The sequence below is a fragment of the Streptomyces sp. NPDC050263 genome (assembly GCF_040655955.1).
In the GTDB taxonomy this organism is placed as follows: domain Bacteria; phylum Actinomycetota; class Actinomycetes; order Streptomycetales; family Streptomycetaceae; genus Streptomyces.
This window is the reverse complement of the sequence record NZ_JBFAKW010000020.1, coordinates 23,391-38,226: the sequence shown is the minus strand read 5'-3', so window position 1 is coordinate 38,226 and position 14,836 is coordinate 23,391. Positions and strand designations below refer to the sequence as shown.

The following is a 14,836-nucleotide window of genomic DNA, read 5'->3' as shown; positions in this document are numbered from 1 at the left end:
GTCGGCACGGGTTCGCACGTTCGGCGTGCGCGACCTGCATCAACACTTCCCTTTTGCAGCGCAACCGCGCTTGTTTCCCGCCATTTCCGTCCGCGAAACGCGCTTTCCGATGTGACTTACGCGACGATGGCCCGGCTCGACCTGACCTTCACCCTCCCGGGGGCGTAGCCTTTATTCCCGCTGTCCATAACCTTGTGAAGCGGAAGAGGGCGGTTGCCGCCGTGTCGCCACAGTCCCCCAGTAACGCATCGAGTGTCTCGACCGACGCAGACCAAGCGGGCAAGAATCCCGCGGCTGCGTTCGGACCGAACGAGTGGCTCGTCGACGAGATCTATCAGCAGTACCTCCAGGACCCGAACTCGGTAGACCGTGCCTGGTGGGACTTCTTCGCCGACTACAAGCCGGGGGCCGCCGCGCCTTCGGCTCCGGCGGGTACTGCGGCCGCGGGGGCCGCAGCGACCACCAGCACGCCCCCGGCGCCCGCCGCCCCGGCTGCTGCGGCCCCGGCCGCGCCCGCCGCTCCCGCCCCCGCGCCGGCCCCGGCCACCTTGCCGAAGCCCGCGGCCGCCGCTCCCGCCCCCGTGGCTGCGGCTCCCGCCCCGGCGAAGGCGGCCCCGGCCGCCGCGAAGCCCGCACCCGCCGCCGCGGCCGCCGAGGGCCCGGAGTTCGTGACGCTGCGCGGTCCGTCCGCCGCGGTCGCCAAGAACATGAACGCCTCGCTGGAGCTGCCCACGGCCACGTCCGTGCGCGCGGTCCCGGTGAAGCTGCTGTTCGACAACCGCATCGTCATCAACAACCACCTCAAGCGGGCCCGGGGCGGGAAGATCTCCTTCACGCACCTGATCGGCTTCGCGATGGTGCAGGCCATCAAGGCCATGCCGTCGATGAACTGGCACTACGCGGAGAAGGACGGGAAGCCCACCCTCGTCAAGCCGCCGCACGTCAACTTCGGTCTGGCCATCGACCTGGTGAAGGCCAACGGCGACCGCCAGCTCGTCGTCGCCGGCATCAAGAAGGCCGAGACGCTGAACTTCTTCGAGTTCTGGCAGGCCTACGAGGACATCGTCCGCCGCGCCCGCGACGGCAAGCTGACGATGGACGACTTCACCGGCGTCACCGTCTCGCTGACGAACCCCGGCGGCCTCGGCACCGTGCACTCCGTGCCGCGTCTGATGCCCGGCCAGTCGGTCATCATGGGCGTCGGCTCGATGGACTACCCCGCGGAGTTCCAGGGCACCAGCCAGGACACCCTGAACAAGCTCGGCATCGCGAAGGTCATGACGCTCACGTCGACCTACGACCACCGGGTCATCCAGGGCGCGGCCTCCGGCGAGTTCCTGCGGATCGTCGCGAACTACCTGCTCGGCGAGAACGGCTTCTACGACGAGATCTTCGAGGCGCTGCGCATCCCCTACGAGCCGGTCCGCTGGCTCAAGGACATCGACGCCAGCCACGACGACGACGTCACCAAGGCCGCGCGCGTCTTCGAGCTGATCCACTCCTACCGGGTCCGCGGCCATGTCATGGCCGACACCGACCCGCTGGAGTACCGCCAGCGCAAGCACCCCGACCTCGACATCACCGAGCACGGCCTCACCCTGTGGGACCTGGAGCGCGAGTTCGCGGTCGGCGGCTTCTCGGGCAAGTCCCTGATGAAGCTGCGCGACATCCTCGGCGTGCTGCGCGACTCGTACTGCCGCACCACCGGCGTCGAGTTCATGCACATCCAGGACCCGAAGCAGCGTCGCTGGATCCAGGACCGCATCGAGCGCCCGCACAGCAAGCCGGAGCGCGAGGAGCAGCTGCGCATCCTGCGCCGACTGAACGCGGCGGAGGCCTTCGAGACCTTCCTCCAGACGAAGTACGTCGGCCAGAAGCGGTTCTCCCTGGAGGGCGGCGAGTCCGTCATCCCGCTGCTCGACGCGGTGCTGGACAGCGCGGCCGAGTCGCGGCTGGACGAGGTCGTCATCGGCATGGCCCACCGCGGCCGTCTGAACGTCCTCGCCAACATCGTCGGCAAGTCGTACGCGCAGATCTTCCGCGAGTTCGAGGGCAACCTCGACCCGAAGTCGATGCACGGCTCCGGCGACGTGAAGTACCACCTGGGCGCCGAGGGCACCTTCACCGGTCTGGACGGCGAGCAGATCAAGGTCTCGCTGGCCGCGAACCCCTCCCACCTGGAGACGGTCGACCCGATCATCGAGGGCATCAGCCGCGCCAAGCAGGACATCATCAACAAGGGCGGCACGGACTTCACCGTCCTGCCGGTCGCCCTGCACGGCGACGCGGCCTTCGCGGGCCAGGGCGTGGTGGCCGAGACCCTGAACATGTCTCAGCTGCGCGGCTACCGCACCGGCGGCACGGTCCACATCGTCATCAACAACCAGGTCGGCTTCACGGCGGCTCCCGAGTCGTCGCGTTCCTCGATGTACGCCACGGACGTGGCCCGCATGATCGAGGCCCCGATCTTCCACGTGAACGGCGACGACCCCGAGGCCGTCGTGCGCGTCGCGCGCCTGGCCTTCGAGTTCCGTCAGGCGTTCAACAAGGACGTGGTGATCGACCTCATCTGCTACCGCCGCCGCGGTCACAACGAGTCGGACAACCCGGCCTTCACCCAGCCGCTGATGTACGACCTGATCGACAAGAAGCGCTCGGTGCGCAAGCTCTACACCGAGTCCCTCATCGGTCGCGGCGACATCACCCTGGAAGAGGCCGAGCAGGCGCTCCAGGACTACCAGGGCCAGCTGGAGAAGGTCTTCACGGAGGTCCGTGAGGCCATCACCTCGCAGCAGGCCGCGGGCGCGGTCTCCGACCCGCACGCGGAGTTCCCGGTCGCCGTGAACACCGCGATCTCCACGGAGACCGTGAAGCGGATCGCCGAGTCCCAGGTCAACATCCCCGACTACTTCCACGTCCACCCGCGTCTGCTGCCGCAGCTGCAGCGCCGGGCGTCGATGGTCGAGGACGGCACGATCGACTGGGGCATGGGCGAAACGCTGGCCGTGGGCTCGCTGCTCCTCGAGGGCACCCCGGTCCGGCTGTCCGGCCAGGACTCCCAGCGCGGCACCTTCGGCCAGCGGCACGCGGTCCTCATCGACCGGGAGACGGGCGAGGAGCACACCCCGCTCCAGTACCTCGCCGAGGACCAGGCCCGCTACAACGTCTACAACTCCCTCCTCTCCGAGTACGCGGTCATGGGCTTCGAGTACGGCTACTCGCTGGCCCGTCCCGACGCGCTCGTGATGTGGGAGGCGCAGTTCGGCGACTTCGTCAACGGCGCGCAGACGGTCGTCGACGAGTACATCTCGGCCGCCGAGCAGAAGTGGGGCCAGACGAGCGGTGTCACGCTGCTCCTCCCCCACGGCTACGAGGGCCAGGGCCCGGACCACTCCTCGGCCCGTGTCGAGCGGTTCCTCCAGCTCTGCGCGCAGAACAACATGACGGTCGCGATGCCGACGCTCCCGTCGAACTACTTCCACCTCCTGCGGTGGCAGGTGCACAACCCGCACCACAAGCCGCTGGTCGTCTTCACCCCGAAGTCGATGCTGCGCCTCAAGGCCGCCGCGTCGAAGGCGGAGGAGTTCACGAGCGGGCAGTTCCGCCCGGTCATCGGCGACGCCTCGGTCGACCCGAACGCGGTCAAGAAGGTCGTCTTCTGCACCGGCAAGGTCTACTACGACCTGGACGCCGAGCGGCAGAAGCGCGGGGTCACGGACACGGCGATCATCCGGCTGGAGCGGCTGTACCCGCTGCCCGGCGCGGAGGTCCAGGCCGAGGTCAACAAGTTCCCGAACGCCGAGAAGTACATCTGGGCGCAGGAGGAGCCGGCCAACCAGGGCGCATGGCCGTTCATCGCCCTGAACCTGATCGACCACCTGGACCTCGCGGTCGGCGCGGACGTCCCGCACGGCGAGCGGCTGCGGCGCATCTCGCGCCCGCACGGCTCGTCCCCGGCGGTCGGTTCCGCCAAGCGGCACCAGGCGGAGCAGGAGCAGTTGGTGACCGAGGTGTTCGAGGCGTAGTCCTCGAGTCACCCGCACCACGGGCGAAGGGCCCGGCCCCCGGAAGTCTCCGGGGGCCGGGCCCTTCGCCCGTGCCGGGCTCAGATCACCTGGGGTTCGAAGTCCCAGTACGGGCGGTTGCGGGAGCGGGCCGAGACGGTGTGCGGGTGCTTGCTGCCCAGCGTCGAGTCGAGGTCCGAGAGGGCCTCCTGCTCGACCTTCTCGGCCTGCCGCCGGTCGCGCAGTCCGCGCAGGTCCGCCGCGTGGGCGATACGGGCCGACAGGGTCAGCGGGTGGGTGCGGCCGAGCGACTCGACGGCCCGGGTCACCGTCTCCCGGCTGAGGTCGGCGGCGCTCTCGGTGTCGCCGACGATATTGCGCAGGGCCGAGGCGTTCAGGGCGCAGCCCAGCGTCCAGGGATGGTTCTCCCCCACCGCCTCGGTCATCGCCGCCAGCGCCTGTTCGAGGAGGACGTGACCGGCCTCCCGCTCGCCGACGTTGCGCAGGATCAGCGCCTGGTTGGCGCGGGCGCCGGCGACGAAGGGGTGCCCGTCGCCGAGCATCATCTCGTAGCGGGCGACGACGGCCTCGCTGAGCTCGCGGGCCCGGTCGATGTCGCCGTGCTCGCGGGCGTAGCAGCTCTGGGCGGTCGCGAAGATCAGGGTCAGCGGGTGGGTCTCGCCCAGCACCCGCTCGCCGCGCTCCAGCACGCTGGACAGCAGGTCCCCGGGCTCCTCGCGTTCGCCCGCGCGGTCGCGGCCGCGGTCCCGCTCGCCCAGCCGGTAGCGGCACAGGGCGAGGTTGTGCTCGGCCTTGAGGGTCTGGGGGTTGTCCGGGCCCATCACGAGCCGGATCTCGCGCACGTTCTTCGACTGGATCGACTCCGCCTCGGCGTAGCGGCCGAGCAGCCGCAGGTCGATGGCGTAGGAGATCTCGGAGCCGAGGGTCCAGGGATGCCGGGCCCGCAGCAGCTGGCGCCGGGACTCCATCGTCCGCCGGTCGTGGTCCAGGGCCTCCTGGTAGCGGCCGAGCAGCCGGAGGGAGACGGCCAGGTTGTTCAGCGAGTTGAGGCTGCGCGAGTCCTGTTCGCCGAGCAGGTCGCGGTAGGCGACCAGCACCCACTGGGAGAGTTCCAGCGCCTCGTCGTAGCGGCCGAGGCCTCGCAGGTCGGCGGCGAGGCCGGCGGCGGCCCGCAGGTGCTCCAGGTCCTGGGGGCCGCGCTCGGCCTTCAGATGTTCGGCCGCGGCGCGGCTGACGGCCTCGGTGGAGGCGTAGTCGCCGACGGCCCGCAGCAGGTTGGTGTAGTGGTAGGTCAGTTCCCAGATCTTGGGGTGGGTCGGGCCGAGCAGCTCGCGCCAGGCCTTCATCGCGCGCTCGCCGAGCTTGATGCCGGCGTTGTACTCGCCGGAGAAGTACATGTAGCGCAGGCAGTTGAAGACCAGCCGCTGGACGCCCGGGTCCTGGGTCTGCAGCACGTCCGCGTACTTCAGGTGCGGCACGATCTCGGCGTATCCCGGCCACAGGTCGGGGTCGGTGGGCCTGCGCGGGTCGGCAGCGGCGAGGGCCTGGCGTACGACGTCGATGAACTCCTTGCGGTCCACGTCGGGCATGTCCTTGTGCACGATCTGGTGGACCATGCGGTGCAGATACAGCGACTCGCCGGAGAGGGATCCCTCGTCGCCGGCCGTCTCGTGGGACTCCAGTCGGACCACGGAGTACTGGCGGAGCTGGTTGATCGCCTTGTTCCACAGCAGCGGGTCGTTGAGGAGTCCGGCGAGCTGTTCGGGCAGTTGGTCGCTGGACATCTCGCGCAGCAGGCGGACGGGGATGAAGCCCGGGGCGAAGAACGTGCACAGCCGCAGCAGGTCGACCGACTCGGGGACGGTCTCGCGGAGCTTGTTCAGCAGTATCGACCAGGCGGTCTGGAAGGCGAGCGGGAAGTCCGCCGACACCTTCACCACGTCGCTGTCGATACCGCCGTCCAGCAGGGCGATGTACTGCCGCACCGAGAGGTCGGAGTCGTTCAGCCAGCCCGCCGTCTGGTCCAGCAGCAGCGGCAGGTCCTCCAGCGCGTCGGCGAGCTGGTCGGCCTCCACCTCCGACAGCCGTGGGGCGCGGCGGCGGATGAACGCCACCGACTCGTCCCGGGCGTAGACGGGCACCTCCAGCAACTTGCTGTTGTGCTCGGTCCATTCGGGGTTGCGGGAGGTGATGATGACATGGCCGGGGCCGGTCGGCACCAGGTCCCAGACCTGGTCGGGTTCGTCCGCTCCGTCGAGGATCAGCAGCCAGCGCCCGTACGGGTCGCCGCGGCGCAGCGAGTCGCGGACGGAGCGCAGCCGTTCACCGTACTCCTGGCCGGTCTGCAGCCCGAGTTTCGGGGCGAGTTCGGCCAGCAGCCGCCGGTAGGTGACCCGCTTCTCGGCGTTGACCCACCACACGACGTCGTATTCGGAGCCGAACCGGTAGACGTACTCGGCGGCCATCTGGGTCTTGCCCACCCCGGACATGCCGTGGAAGGTGACCACGCCGGCGCCCGGCTCGGCCCCTTGCAGCAGGTGGTAGGCGTCGTTGAGCAGCGACTCGCGGCCGGTGAAGCGGGTGTTGCGGCGGGGCACCCCGCCCCAGACCTCGGGCATGGCCGCCGGGAAGCGGGGGCCGCGGCGGGGGCCGTCGGGCGCCTCGGGCAGTGGGTCGAGCGGCAGGTCGAGCCGGTCGAACAGGCGGCGCTCGGCCTCCTCGGCGCCCATGTTGGTCACATCGACCGGGGCGAGGACGGCGGTCGCCGCGGGCACGGACGCGGTGGTCACGGAGACGGCGGCGAACCGCGACGGGTCGGGGGCGACGACCTCGCGCAGGGCCGCGTTCCACTCCTCCTGCGTCCGGGGGCCGAGCTGGAAGTACCACTCGCTGACGACGATGAGGATGCGGCCCTCGGCGAGTTCCAGGTCGCGCAACAGGTCGACCAGGGGGACCTCCGCCGGGGAGTCCCAGCGCAGGTACACGACCCGCAGGCCGCGTCGTTCGAGCCGGTCACCGATCCAGGCCGCCCAGGCCCGGTTGAATCCCGCGAAGTGGATCGTGACCGTCTGCCTCGCGGACCCCCTCCCGGTTGCCCCGACCGGCGTACGAGCTCCAGACATGCAGCGGCCTCCAGCACGTAGTACCTCGAAAATCCTAGGACCTCGGCGCGTCGCGCGTAAGCCCGCCGACTTCTCCAGCGCGCGCCTCGGCCCGACGATCTTCGCGCACCGGAGGGCCCCGCGCAGGCCATCCTCATGGTTTCGGGCGTGGCAGCGCGGGAGTATGACGCTGTGTCCACAAGGCGCGCACCGCCTTCACGTAGGCCTGTGCCCGGGCCGTGTGGTTTCGGGGCGCCGGATGTTCGGCCATGCGTTCGTATGTGGCGGTCATCTCGTCGACGAGACGGCGCCCTCGGACGGTGAGGTCGGGCGAGCCGACCAGGGCGGGCAGGGCCGCCCCGACCTGGGCGCGGTGGCGGGCGTGCCGGGACCAGGCGTACTCGGCGTCGGGCGGCGGCGTGACGAGCGCACGACGCTGGAAGTAGTCCGCGAGGGCCAGATGGGAGTAGACCCCGTGGAGCAGGCCGTCGTAGGGGCGGGGATCCGTCTTCCAGGGGGCGAAGTACCGGGCCTCCGGGCCGGCGTGATGCAGCGTCACCAGATCGGCCAGGGCCGCCAGTTGGGTGTGGTGGAGTTCGTGGACGAGGGTCGCGGCGAGGGCCACGGCGTGCTGCGGGGGGCTGGCCAGCAGCGCGCCGAACGCCTCGTGCCGGGTCGCGCTGCGGCTGTCCCGCCCGTCGGCGCCCGCGCCGGGCGGGCGCTCCAGCGGCACCAGACAGCGCAGCAGCGCGAGCGCCTCGGCCACCCGGTGCTCGCCGCCGGTGCGCAGCGCGGCCGCGACGCCGGACCATGCCTGGAGCCATCGTTTGTAGTCCGTGTGGTCGAGCGTGGCCGCTCCGTCGAGCGTCCGACGGCGGGGGCCGGGCCCGGCACGGTAGGGGTCGACGTCGTCCAGGGGCATGGGCGCGGTGCCGGGCAGCAGTCCGGGCAGGGCGTGCGCGGGCGTCCAGGCGAGGGCACCGGACCAGGCGCCGATCCCGCGCTCCAGCCGCACGAAGACGTCCGGCGCGTCGGGCTGACGGATCGCCAGACATCCGTCCCGGTGGGTGACGTCGACCGGGACGTCGCCGGCGGCGGCCGTGCGCAGGGAGCCGAGGGAGGGCAGGGTGAGCGCCCCGGCGCGGGCGGTCAGCCGTACGGCGAAGGGGATCCCGGCGCGGGCCGCGGCCACGGCGGCTACGGCGCTGAAGTGGGCGAGGTCCTGCCGGAGCCGACGGGCCCGCCGCTCGTCCGGCGGTCCGCTGCGGTCGTCGAGCCCGCGCAGGCAGCTCAGCGCCCACGGCCCGGTCAACGGATGAAAGAGACGGGCCCGGGCGGGCGTGAGCCCGACACCGTGCCGCCCCGGCCGCTGACCGTGGGGTCGGGGGTGCCCGGGGTCGGGCGGCCGGGGGCTGTCGGCCTCGGTGAGGAGGGCCCAGTCGTCGCGCAGGCGCGCCCTTCGGCCGACGGAGCAGACGGCAGGGTCCGCGGCGTCGGCCGCGTCGAGCACGGCGCGCAGCAGGAGCAGGCGTCGGGTGTCCTGGTCCCGCACCAGGAGAGCGAGCGTGTCGGGGCCCGCCTCGGTGCGGCCCAACTCCGCCAGCATCCGGTCCGGGACCGTCGGCCGGATCACGGTGCGCTCCGTTCGCGGGCGACCGGAACCGGCGTGGCCGCGGTGAGGCGGGTGGCGACGTGGTGGATGAAGTGTTGGAGGTCGGCGCAGTACACGGAGGGGTTGCGGAAGCCGTGTCCGGCGCGGTAGCGGTGGGCGTAGTGGCCGCCGCCGCAGACCGTCAGCAGCGGACAGCTTCGGCACTGGTCCGCGAGGCCCGCGACGCCCGCCTGCCGGACGGCCACCGCCGGATGCCTCAGCGCCTCGTCGAAGGTGTTCCGGAAGACGTCCAGGCCGGTCCGCGCGGCGCCGTCGTACGCGGACTTCAGGGAGTCCGCCTGCTCGATCGAGCCGTCGGTCTCCACCACGACGGCGTCGAAGGGCGCGAGGCCCAGGGCCTCCGTGGCCGAGGGCAGCCCCAGCAGCAGTGCGACGCACTCCTCGAAGAGCCGGACCCGGGTCTCCCGCCGGCCGGCCGTCCACCAGCGGTCGAAGACGGCGGACAGCCACTCCCCGTGCCGGGCGCCCGTCCGGTGCGGCGGTGGGGCGGACCAGTTGCCGTGCGGCAGCAGCAGGTTCAGTGCGGGCGGACGCAGCGCGAGGAGGGACTCGTAGGTCTCCACCGGGTCCAGCGTGACGTCGACGACGGTGAGGATGCCGGCGTACGCCTGCGGGGCGTGCTCGGCGACCAGCAGGGCCCCGCGCGAGGCGGCGGGCCAGGACGGGCGACCCGCGTGGTCGACGCGGCGCGCGTTGTGCGCGGCGAGGCCGCCGTCGAGGCTGACGGCGATCCTGACGCCGCCGTCGGCCAGGACGGCCAGCCGCCGTGCGGTGAGCAGGGTGGCGTTGGTCTGGACGACGGCGTGGACCGTGCAGTGGGCGGGGACACGCGCGCGTACCAGGGCGGTGAAGCCGGCCAGCGTCTCGGCGCCGGCCAGCAGGGGCTCTCCTCCGTGCAGGACGAGGGAGACGGCCGTCAGGGCGTGGCTGCGCGCGTGTTCGGCGATACGGGTCGCGGTGCGGTCGAGGACCTCGGGGGCGGCGGCCCCGGGGCGGGTACGCCAGGTGCGGTCGGGGCCCTCGTACAGGTAGCAGTAGGTGCAGGCGAGGTTGCAGCGGCCGTGCATCTTCACGATGAACTGCCGGAAGCCCTGTCCAGACACCCCAGCACCCCCATGCCGTCGGCCCTGCGTGCCGCATGGGGCGCATTCCCGGGTGGATGCCGTGCACAAACCCCGCGCGACCGAACTTGTCCGAGTCCTGCACAGAAGAGACTGGAATCGACTTCAAACGATCGAACCCGTGCGGTACGGGGCCGTCAGAGCAGCGCGGTCGGAGCAGCGCGGTCGGAGCAGCCCGGTCGGAGCAGCGCGGTCGGAGCAGCCCGGTCAGAGCAGCGCGGTCGGAGCAGCCCGGTCAGAGCAGCGCGGTCAGAGCAGTACCGAGTCGAAGCCCCACAGCATGTCGGTCGACTTCCCCGCCCGGTCCCGCAGTTCCTCCACCACCTCCCGCAGCACGGGATGCTCGATCGTGCCCAGTTCCGCGAGATCCAGCGCCAGCAGATCCGGCAGCTGCTCCCCCGTCACCCCCGCGGACTCGCCCCGTACGTCCATCGTGCCCACCCCTCCCGACTCGACCCGCTCACGTCACGCGCTCCAGTGCGGCCAGCCGCTCCGCCGTCTCGGCGGCCGTCGGGCCGTCGGCGACCAGGCTGCCCTCCGGCAGCCGCGACCACTCCGCGCGGGCGGCCCGGTAGGCCTCCCTGGCGGCCCGTGGTCGTGCAGCCGCCTCATAGGACATACCCCGCCAGTGGTGCGCCTGCGCACCCGCCTGGACGGCCTCCTGCCGGCGGCGATCGGTCTCGGCCGCCCCCTCCGCCTCCCGGGCCGCCTCCGCCGCGTCGCGGAAGGCGTCGACCGCGAGGTCGAGGCGGGCCGGACGGCGCAGGCTGCGGTAGGCCTCGAACTGGACCTGGCCGAGGTCGAGTCGGCAGCGCGCGGCCAGCAGCGGGTCCTCCGCGTCCGCCGCCGCGAGGCCGAAAAGGTGCTCGGCCTCGCGCAGGTCGACGCGGTCCCCGCGGGCCCGGTAGCGCAGCATCAGCGCGCGGCCGAGCAGCAGCAGCCGGTGGGCGACCTGGGCGCTGCCCGCCGGAGTCTCCATCCGGCAGTCCCGCAGGACGCGGATCGCCCGGGAGAGGGTGCCCTGCGCCCGCGCGCCGGACTGAAGCCCGGCCAGCCGCAGCAGCGCCTCGCCCCACTCGGCGAGCACGTCGGCGTGCGCGGGCGCGTCGCGTGACATCCGCTGGGCGGCCTGCGCGAAGCGGTCCGCGGCCGTCTCCAGCTCCGCCGGCTCGCCCGACTCGGCGTAGCGGGCGACGGCGATCCGCCCGGCGCGCGCCAGCAGAGCCGCCCGTCGGCCCTGTTCGCGGACCAGGGCGAGGGCCTCGTCGACCCGGGTCTGGGCGTCGTCCAGCGGGCCGCCGGCCCGGAGCAGCGCGTCGACCAGGTCGAGCAGGATCCGGACACGCGCGCGTACCGACTCGGCGGTGGACGGCGGTTCGGCCGTGTCCAGGGCGTTGCGCAGCGACTGCGCGCCCTGCTCCGCGTAGAGCCGGGCCTGCACGGGGTCGGCGGTGGCACCGGACAGCCGCAGCAGGATCCGGCCGTGTTCCAGGGGGAGTTCGGGCGGGCGCAGCCGGCGGTCGGGCCAGACGTCGGCGAAGGCCTCCAGCATGCCGACGGCGCCCTGGAGCAGCGCGCTGTCCCCGCCGAGCCGCCACTGCGCCTCCAGGGCCCGCACCCGCTCCAGGGTGAGTTTCAGCGTCTGGTTCTCGTCCAGGTCGGGCGCCGCGCAGGCCACGGCGTACTCACGGTCGGCGCGGCGCAGCAGGTCCAGGGCGCCGGTCCGGTCGCCGCGGCGCCTGCGGTCGGTGGCGGCGGCGTGCAGCACCCGGGCGAGGACGGCCCGTTCGTGCAGCCGGCGCGGGTGCGCGGTGGCCCGCTCCGCGGCCGCCTCCGCCTCCTGGAGCAGGTCGTCGCCGCCCTGCACCTCCCACAGGCGCAGCGTGCAGTGCGCGTACTCGGCCCACAGTTCGGGGTCCGCGCCGACGGGCCGCTCGTGTTCGGTCGCGCCGCGCAGCAACTGCACGGCGTCGATCACGTCCTGGATCATGCCCTCGCTGTCGAAGCGTTCGATCAGGGCGCGGGCCCTGCGGACAGCCTGGTGCGTCGGCCGGTCCGCGGGCTGTCCCGGGCCGCCGCGTCCGCCGTGGGTCTCGAACTGCTCGGGCAGCGGCATGAACCGGCGCAGGACGCGGGCCGCGACCTCGGCGAAGGGCTGCGGCACGGGCGCTTCGTCGCCGTTGCCGCCGTTGTCGCCGTGGTCGCCGCCGTTGCCCGCGGGGCGGGCGGTGGGCGTGTAGGGGCGGCCCGCGCCGCCGTCGCCGAGCTGGGCGAGGGCGAGGGCCGGGAAGTTGGGGCCGCCCTTGCCGAAGCGCTGCTCGATGTACTCCGAGCAGTGCTTGAGCACCAGCATGGCCTCGTCGCGGCCGAGCCGGGACAGCAGGGCGTCGCGGACGTCCGGCTCGATGCGGTACCACTGGGCGCCGTCGTCGGCGTACTCGGCCGACTCCGTGGCGCGCGTGAGCAGGCCGCCGACCAGCACCTCCGCGAGTTCGGACGGGCCCGAGTCGGGCAGCATCGTGCGCTGGACGAGCTGCATCACCGGCAGGCACAGGGGCGCGGCCGCCAGGTAGACGGCGAGCCGTGCGGCGGCCGAGGAGGCGCTGGAGCTGAACCTGCTGACCCGTTCGAACGGGGTGCGCCGCCGGTCCGCGCGCGGGGTCGGGGCGGGCGGCTGGTCGGCGCGCACCCAGCCCACGGTGCCCGGCACGGGCCCGGCGCCGGCCCCGGACAGCAGCCTGGCCCAGGCGCCGAGAGCGACCGGCTCGGGCGGCAGCACCGGCACGGGCAGAGCGCCGCGGCGGGCCTCCGCGGGGACGCCTGCGGGGGTGCGGACGCGCAGTGCGGAGGCTCCGCCGAGGGTCTCGCCGCGGCTCAACTCACAGAAGATCACGGGCAGTCGGGTGCGGTTCCACAGACGCTGCGGCAGTGGCTGGAGCACGGCGACCGGACCCTGCCGGGAGAGGTGGTGCAGCAGCCGGTGCGCCTGTCCGCTGTGCCACAGCGGGCCCGCGCAGTCGCTGACGAAGAGCACGATCCGGCGGCCGGTGGGGTCGCTGAGCCGGTCGGTGGAATGCAGCGGCGCCGCGAACGTGTCGGGGCTGCGGCTGACGGCGGGCTCGCCGTCCGGGCCCTGGTGCAGATGACTGACCTGGATGTCGGAGAAGGCGCCCAACTGGCCGAAAACCTGCTGGAGTTCGATGAAGAGCCGATCCCACACACGCATCGACGAGGAGGCGTCCAGGACCAGTTGCAGCCGGGCGTCCCCCCGGGTGACGGCACGGTGGACGGGCAGGATCAGGCCGCCCGCCTGGGCGCTGCGCTCCGCCGTCGCCGTCTCGTCGAGCGTCGTGCGCAGCGGCGGCGCCGGGCTCCGGTAGCGCTGCAACCGCCGTAATGCGCGCTGGAGTTCGAGCGGGGCGGGCAGTGCGGGGGCCGCGGGAACGCCGACCGGCAGCGCGGTGGCGCGGCCCGCGCCACGGGCCCGCGGGAGCCCGTCCTGCGGCATCGGGTACAGGTTCACGCGCCCGTCGGCCACCATGTCCTGCGGGGGCCGCTCCGGCCGCCCGGTCCGCTCCCGCGCGTCCCGGCCGCCCGGGTCCCGGTCGTGCGTCCCGGCGAGCCGGAGTCCGGGCGGCCCGCCGGTCGCGGTGTGCGGTTCCTCCGGCTCCGCCACGTCCACCGGCCGGGTCCACCGCGCCAGCCAGAGCGCGTCGCACAGCTGCGCCACATCGGGATCGAGCCCGACCTCCCGCAACCGCGCCACGAGTTCGGCGAGCGGATCGCCGTCGGGCGGTACGGGGCCGTGGCGGGCCGCTGCGTCGGGCATCAGGCCCTCACCTCGGGCGGTCGAGTCGCTGGATGAGCAGGTCTGCCAGGCGGTCCCGACTGGGCGGCGCGGCCGCGTCGGTGAGGTAGATCGCGTTCAACAGCTGGTCGGCCGCGAGGAGTTCGCTGCGCGACCGCTCCAGGAACCGGGTGATCAGATCGTCCCCCGCGCGCGCCGCCTCGTCCCCGAGATGGGCGCGGACGAACGTGGCGAGCCGGTTGTGGTCGGGGCGCCCCAGCTCCAGGTGGATGCAGCGGCGCATCAGCGGGGCCGGGAAGTCCCGCTCCCCGTTGCTGGTGAGCACCACGAACGGGAAGGCGCGGCAGCGTATCCGGCCGTCGCGCACCCGGACCTTCACGCCGTCGGCGGTCAGCACCTCCGCCTCGCCGTCCGGCAGCCGGTCGGCGATCCGCTCCAGCTCGGGGATCGCGAACTCGCCCTCCTCCAGGACGTTCAGCAGGTCGTTGGGCAGGTCGATGTCGCTCTTGTCCAGCTCGTCGATGAGCAGCACGCGCGGGGTGTCCGAGGGCAGCAGCGCGGTGCCGAGCGGGCCCAGCCGGATGTAGCTGCCGATGCCCTCGACCGCGCCCGGAGTGCCCGCCGCCGACCCGAACCCGCCCTGCGCGGCGATCTGGACGTCCTGGAGCCGGGCGATCGCGTCGTAGTGGTAGAGCCCGTCCTGGAGCGCGGAACGGCTGACGATGGACCAGCGCAGCACATTGCCGAGGCCGAGTTCGTACGCCACCGAGTGGGCGAGGGTGCTCTTGCCCGCGCCGGGGCTGCCCGTGACGAGCAGCGGGCGGCGCAGATAGAGCGCCGCGTTGATCATCTCCAGCTCCTCGGCGCCCGGCCGGTGCAGCTCGGCCAGATGCCGGTGCGCGCCGAGCCTGCGGTCCTCGGATCCGTCGCCGGAGCCCGCCGCGTCACGGCTGGTGAAGTCCCGCCAGGGGGGCGGATCGGGCAGTCGCTCGATCCCGTCGTGCGGTTCGCCGGCGCCTCGGTAGATGAGCCACTCACTGGATTCGGTCATGATCCGGTCCTCGTCACTCGTCCACCGCCGCGGCCGTCCGAACGTGCATCACGTTATC

General features: G+C 72.8%; 7 protein-coding genes. 1 reads left to right on the top strand and 6 read right to left on the bottom strand.

All coding sequences use genetic code 11. From position 1 onward, the window contains the following. Positions 1-221 precede the first annotated feature (221 nt). Complete coding sequence (locus AB0J04_RS12355) at positions 222-4,025, top strand: multifunctional oxoglutarate decarboxylase/oxoglutarate dehydrogenase thiamine pyrophosphate-binding subunit/dihydrolipoyllysine-residue succinyltransferase subunit (RefSeq protein WP_363168302.1); 3,804 nt, start codon at positions 222-224, stop codon at positions 4,023-4,025. Between the two features lie 80 nt (positions 4,026-4,105). Here the strand turns inward: AB0J04_RS12355 and fxsT are convergent, their stop codons facing one another. The 6 genes from fxsT to AB0J04_RS12325 form a co-directional block, all read right to left on the bottom strand. Continuing rightward, entirely contained in the window at positions 4,106-7,147 is a 3,042-nt protein-coding gene (gene fxsT / locus AB0J04_RS12350) for an FxSxx-COOH system tetratricopeptide repeat protein (RefSeq protein WP_363168301.1), read from the bottom strand. Positions 7,148-7,280: 133 nt separating this feature from the next. Further along, positions 7,281-8,756: an HEXXH motif-containing putative peptide modification protein gene (locus AB0J04_RS12345; RefSeq protein WP_363168354.1), complete on the bottom strand. Its 1,476-nt coding sequence runs from the start codon at positions 8,754-8,756 to the stop codon at positions 7,281-7,283. Continuing rightward, positions 8,756-9,901: an FxsB family cyclophane-forming radical SAM/SPASM peptide maturase gene (locus AB0J04_RS12340; RefSeq protein ID WP_363168300.1), complete on the bottom strand. Its 1,146-nt coding sequence runs from the start codon at positions 9,899-9,901 to the stop codon at positions 8,756-8,758. The genes AB0J04_RS12345 and AB0J04_RS12340 overlap by 1 nt, the downstream gene beginning before the upstream one ends. A 267-nt stretch (positions 9,902-10,168) precedes the next feature. Beyond that, positions 10,169-10,351 carry an FxSxx-COOH cyclophane-containing RiPP peptide gene (gene fxsA, locus AB0J04_RS12335; RefSeq protein WP_363168299.1) on the bottom strand — a complete coding sequence of 61 codons (183 nt, stop codon included), beginning with the start codon at positions 10,349-10,351 and terminating at the stop codon, positions 10,169-10,171. A 28-nt stretch (positions 10,352-10,379) separates the two neighbouring features. After that, on the bottom strand, positions 10,380-13,748 hold the full coding sequence (locus AB0J04_RS12330; RefSeq protein ID WP_363168298.1) for an SAV_2336 N-terminal domain-related protein: 3,369 nt from the start codon (positions 13,746-13,748) through the stop codon (positions 10,380-10,382). Positions 13,749-13,755: 7 nt separating this feature from the next. Further along, positions 13,756-14,778 carry a MoxR family ATPase gene (locus AB0J04_RS12325; protein WP_363168297.1) on the bottom strand — a complete coding sequence of 341 codons (1,023 nt, stop codon included), beginning with the start codon at positions 14,776-14,778 and terminating at the stop codon, positions 13,756-13,758. Positions 14,779-14,836: the final 58 nt, after the last annotated feature.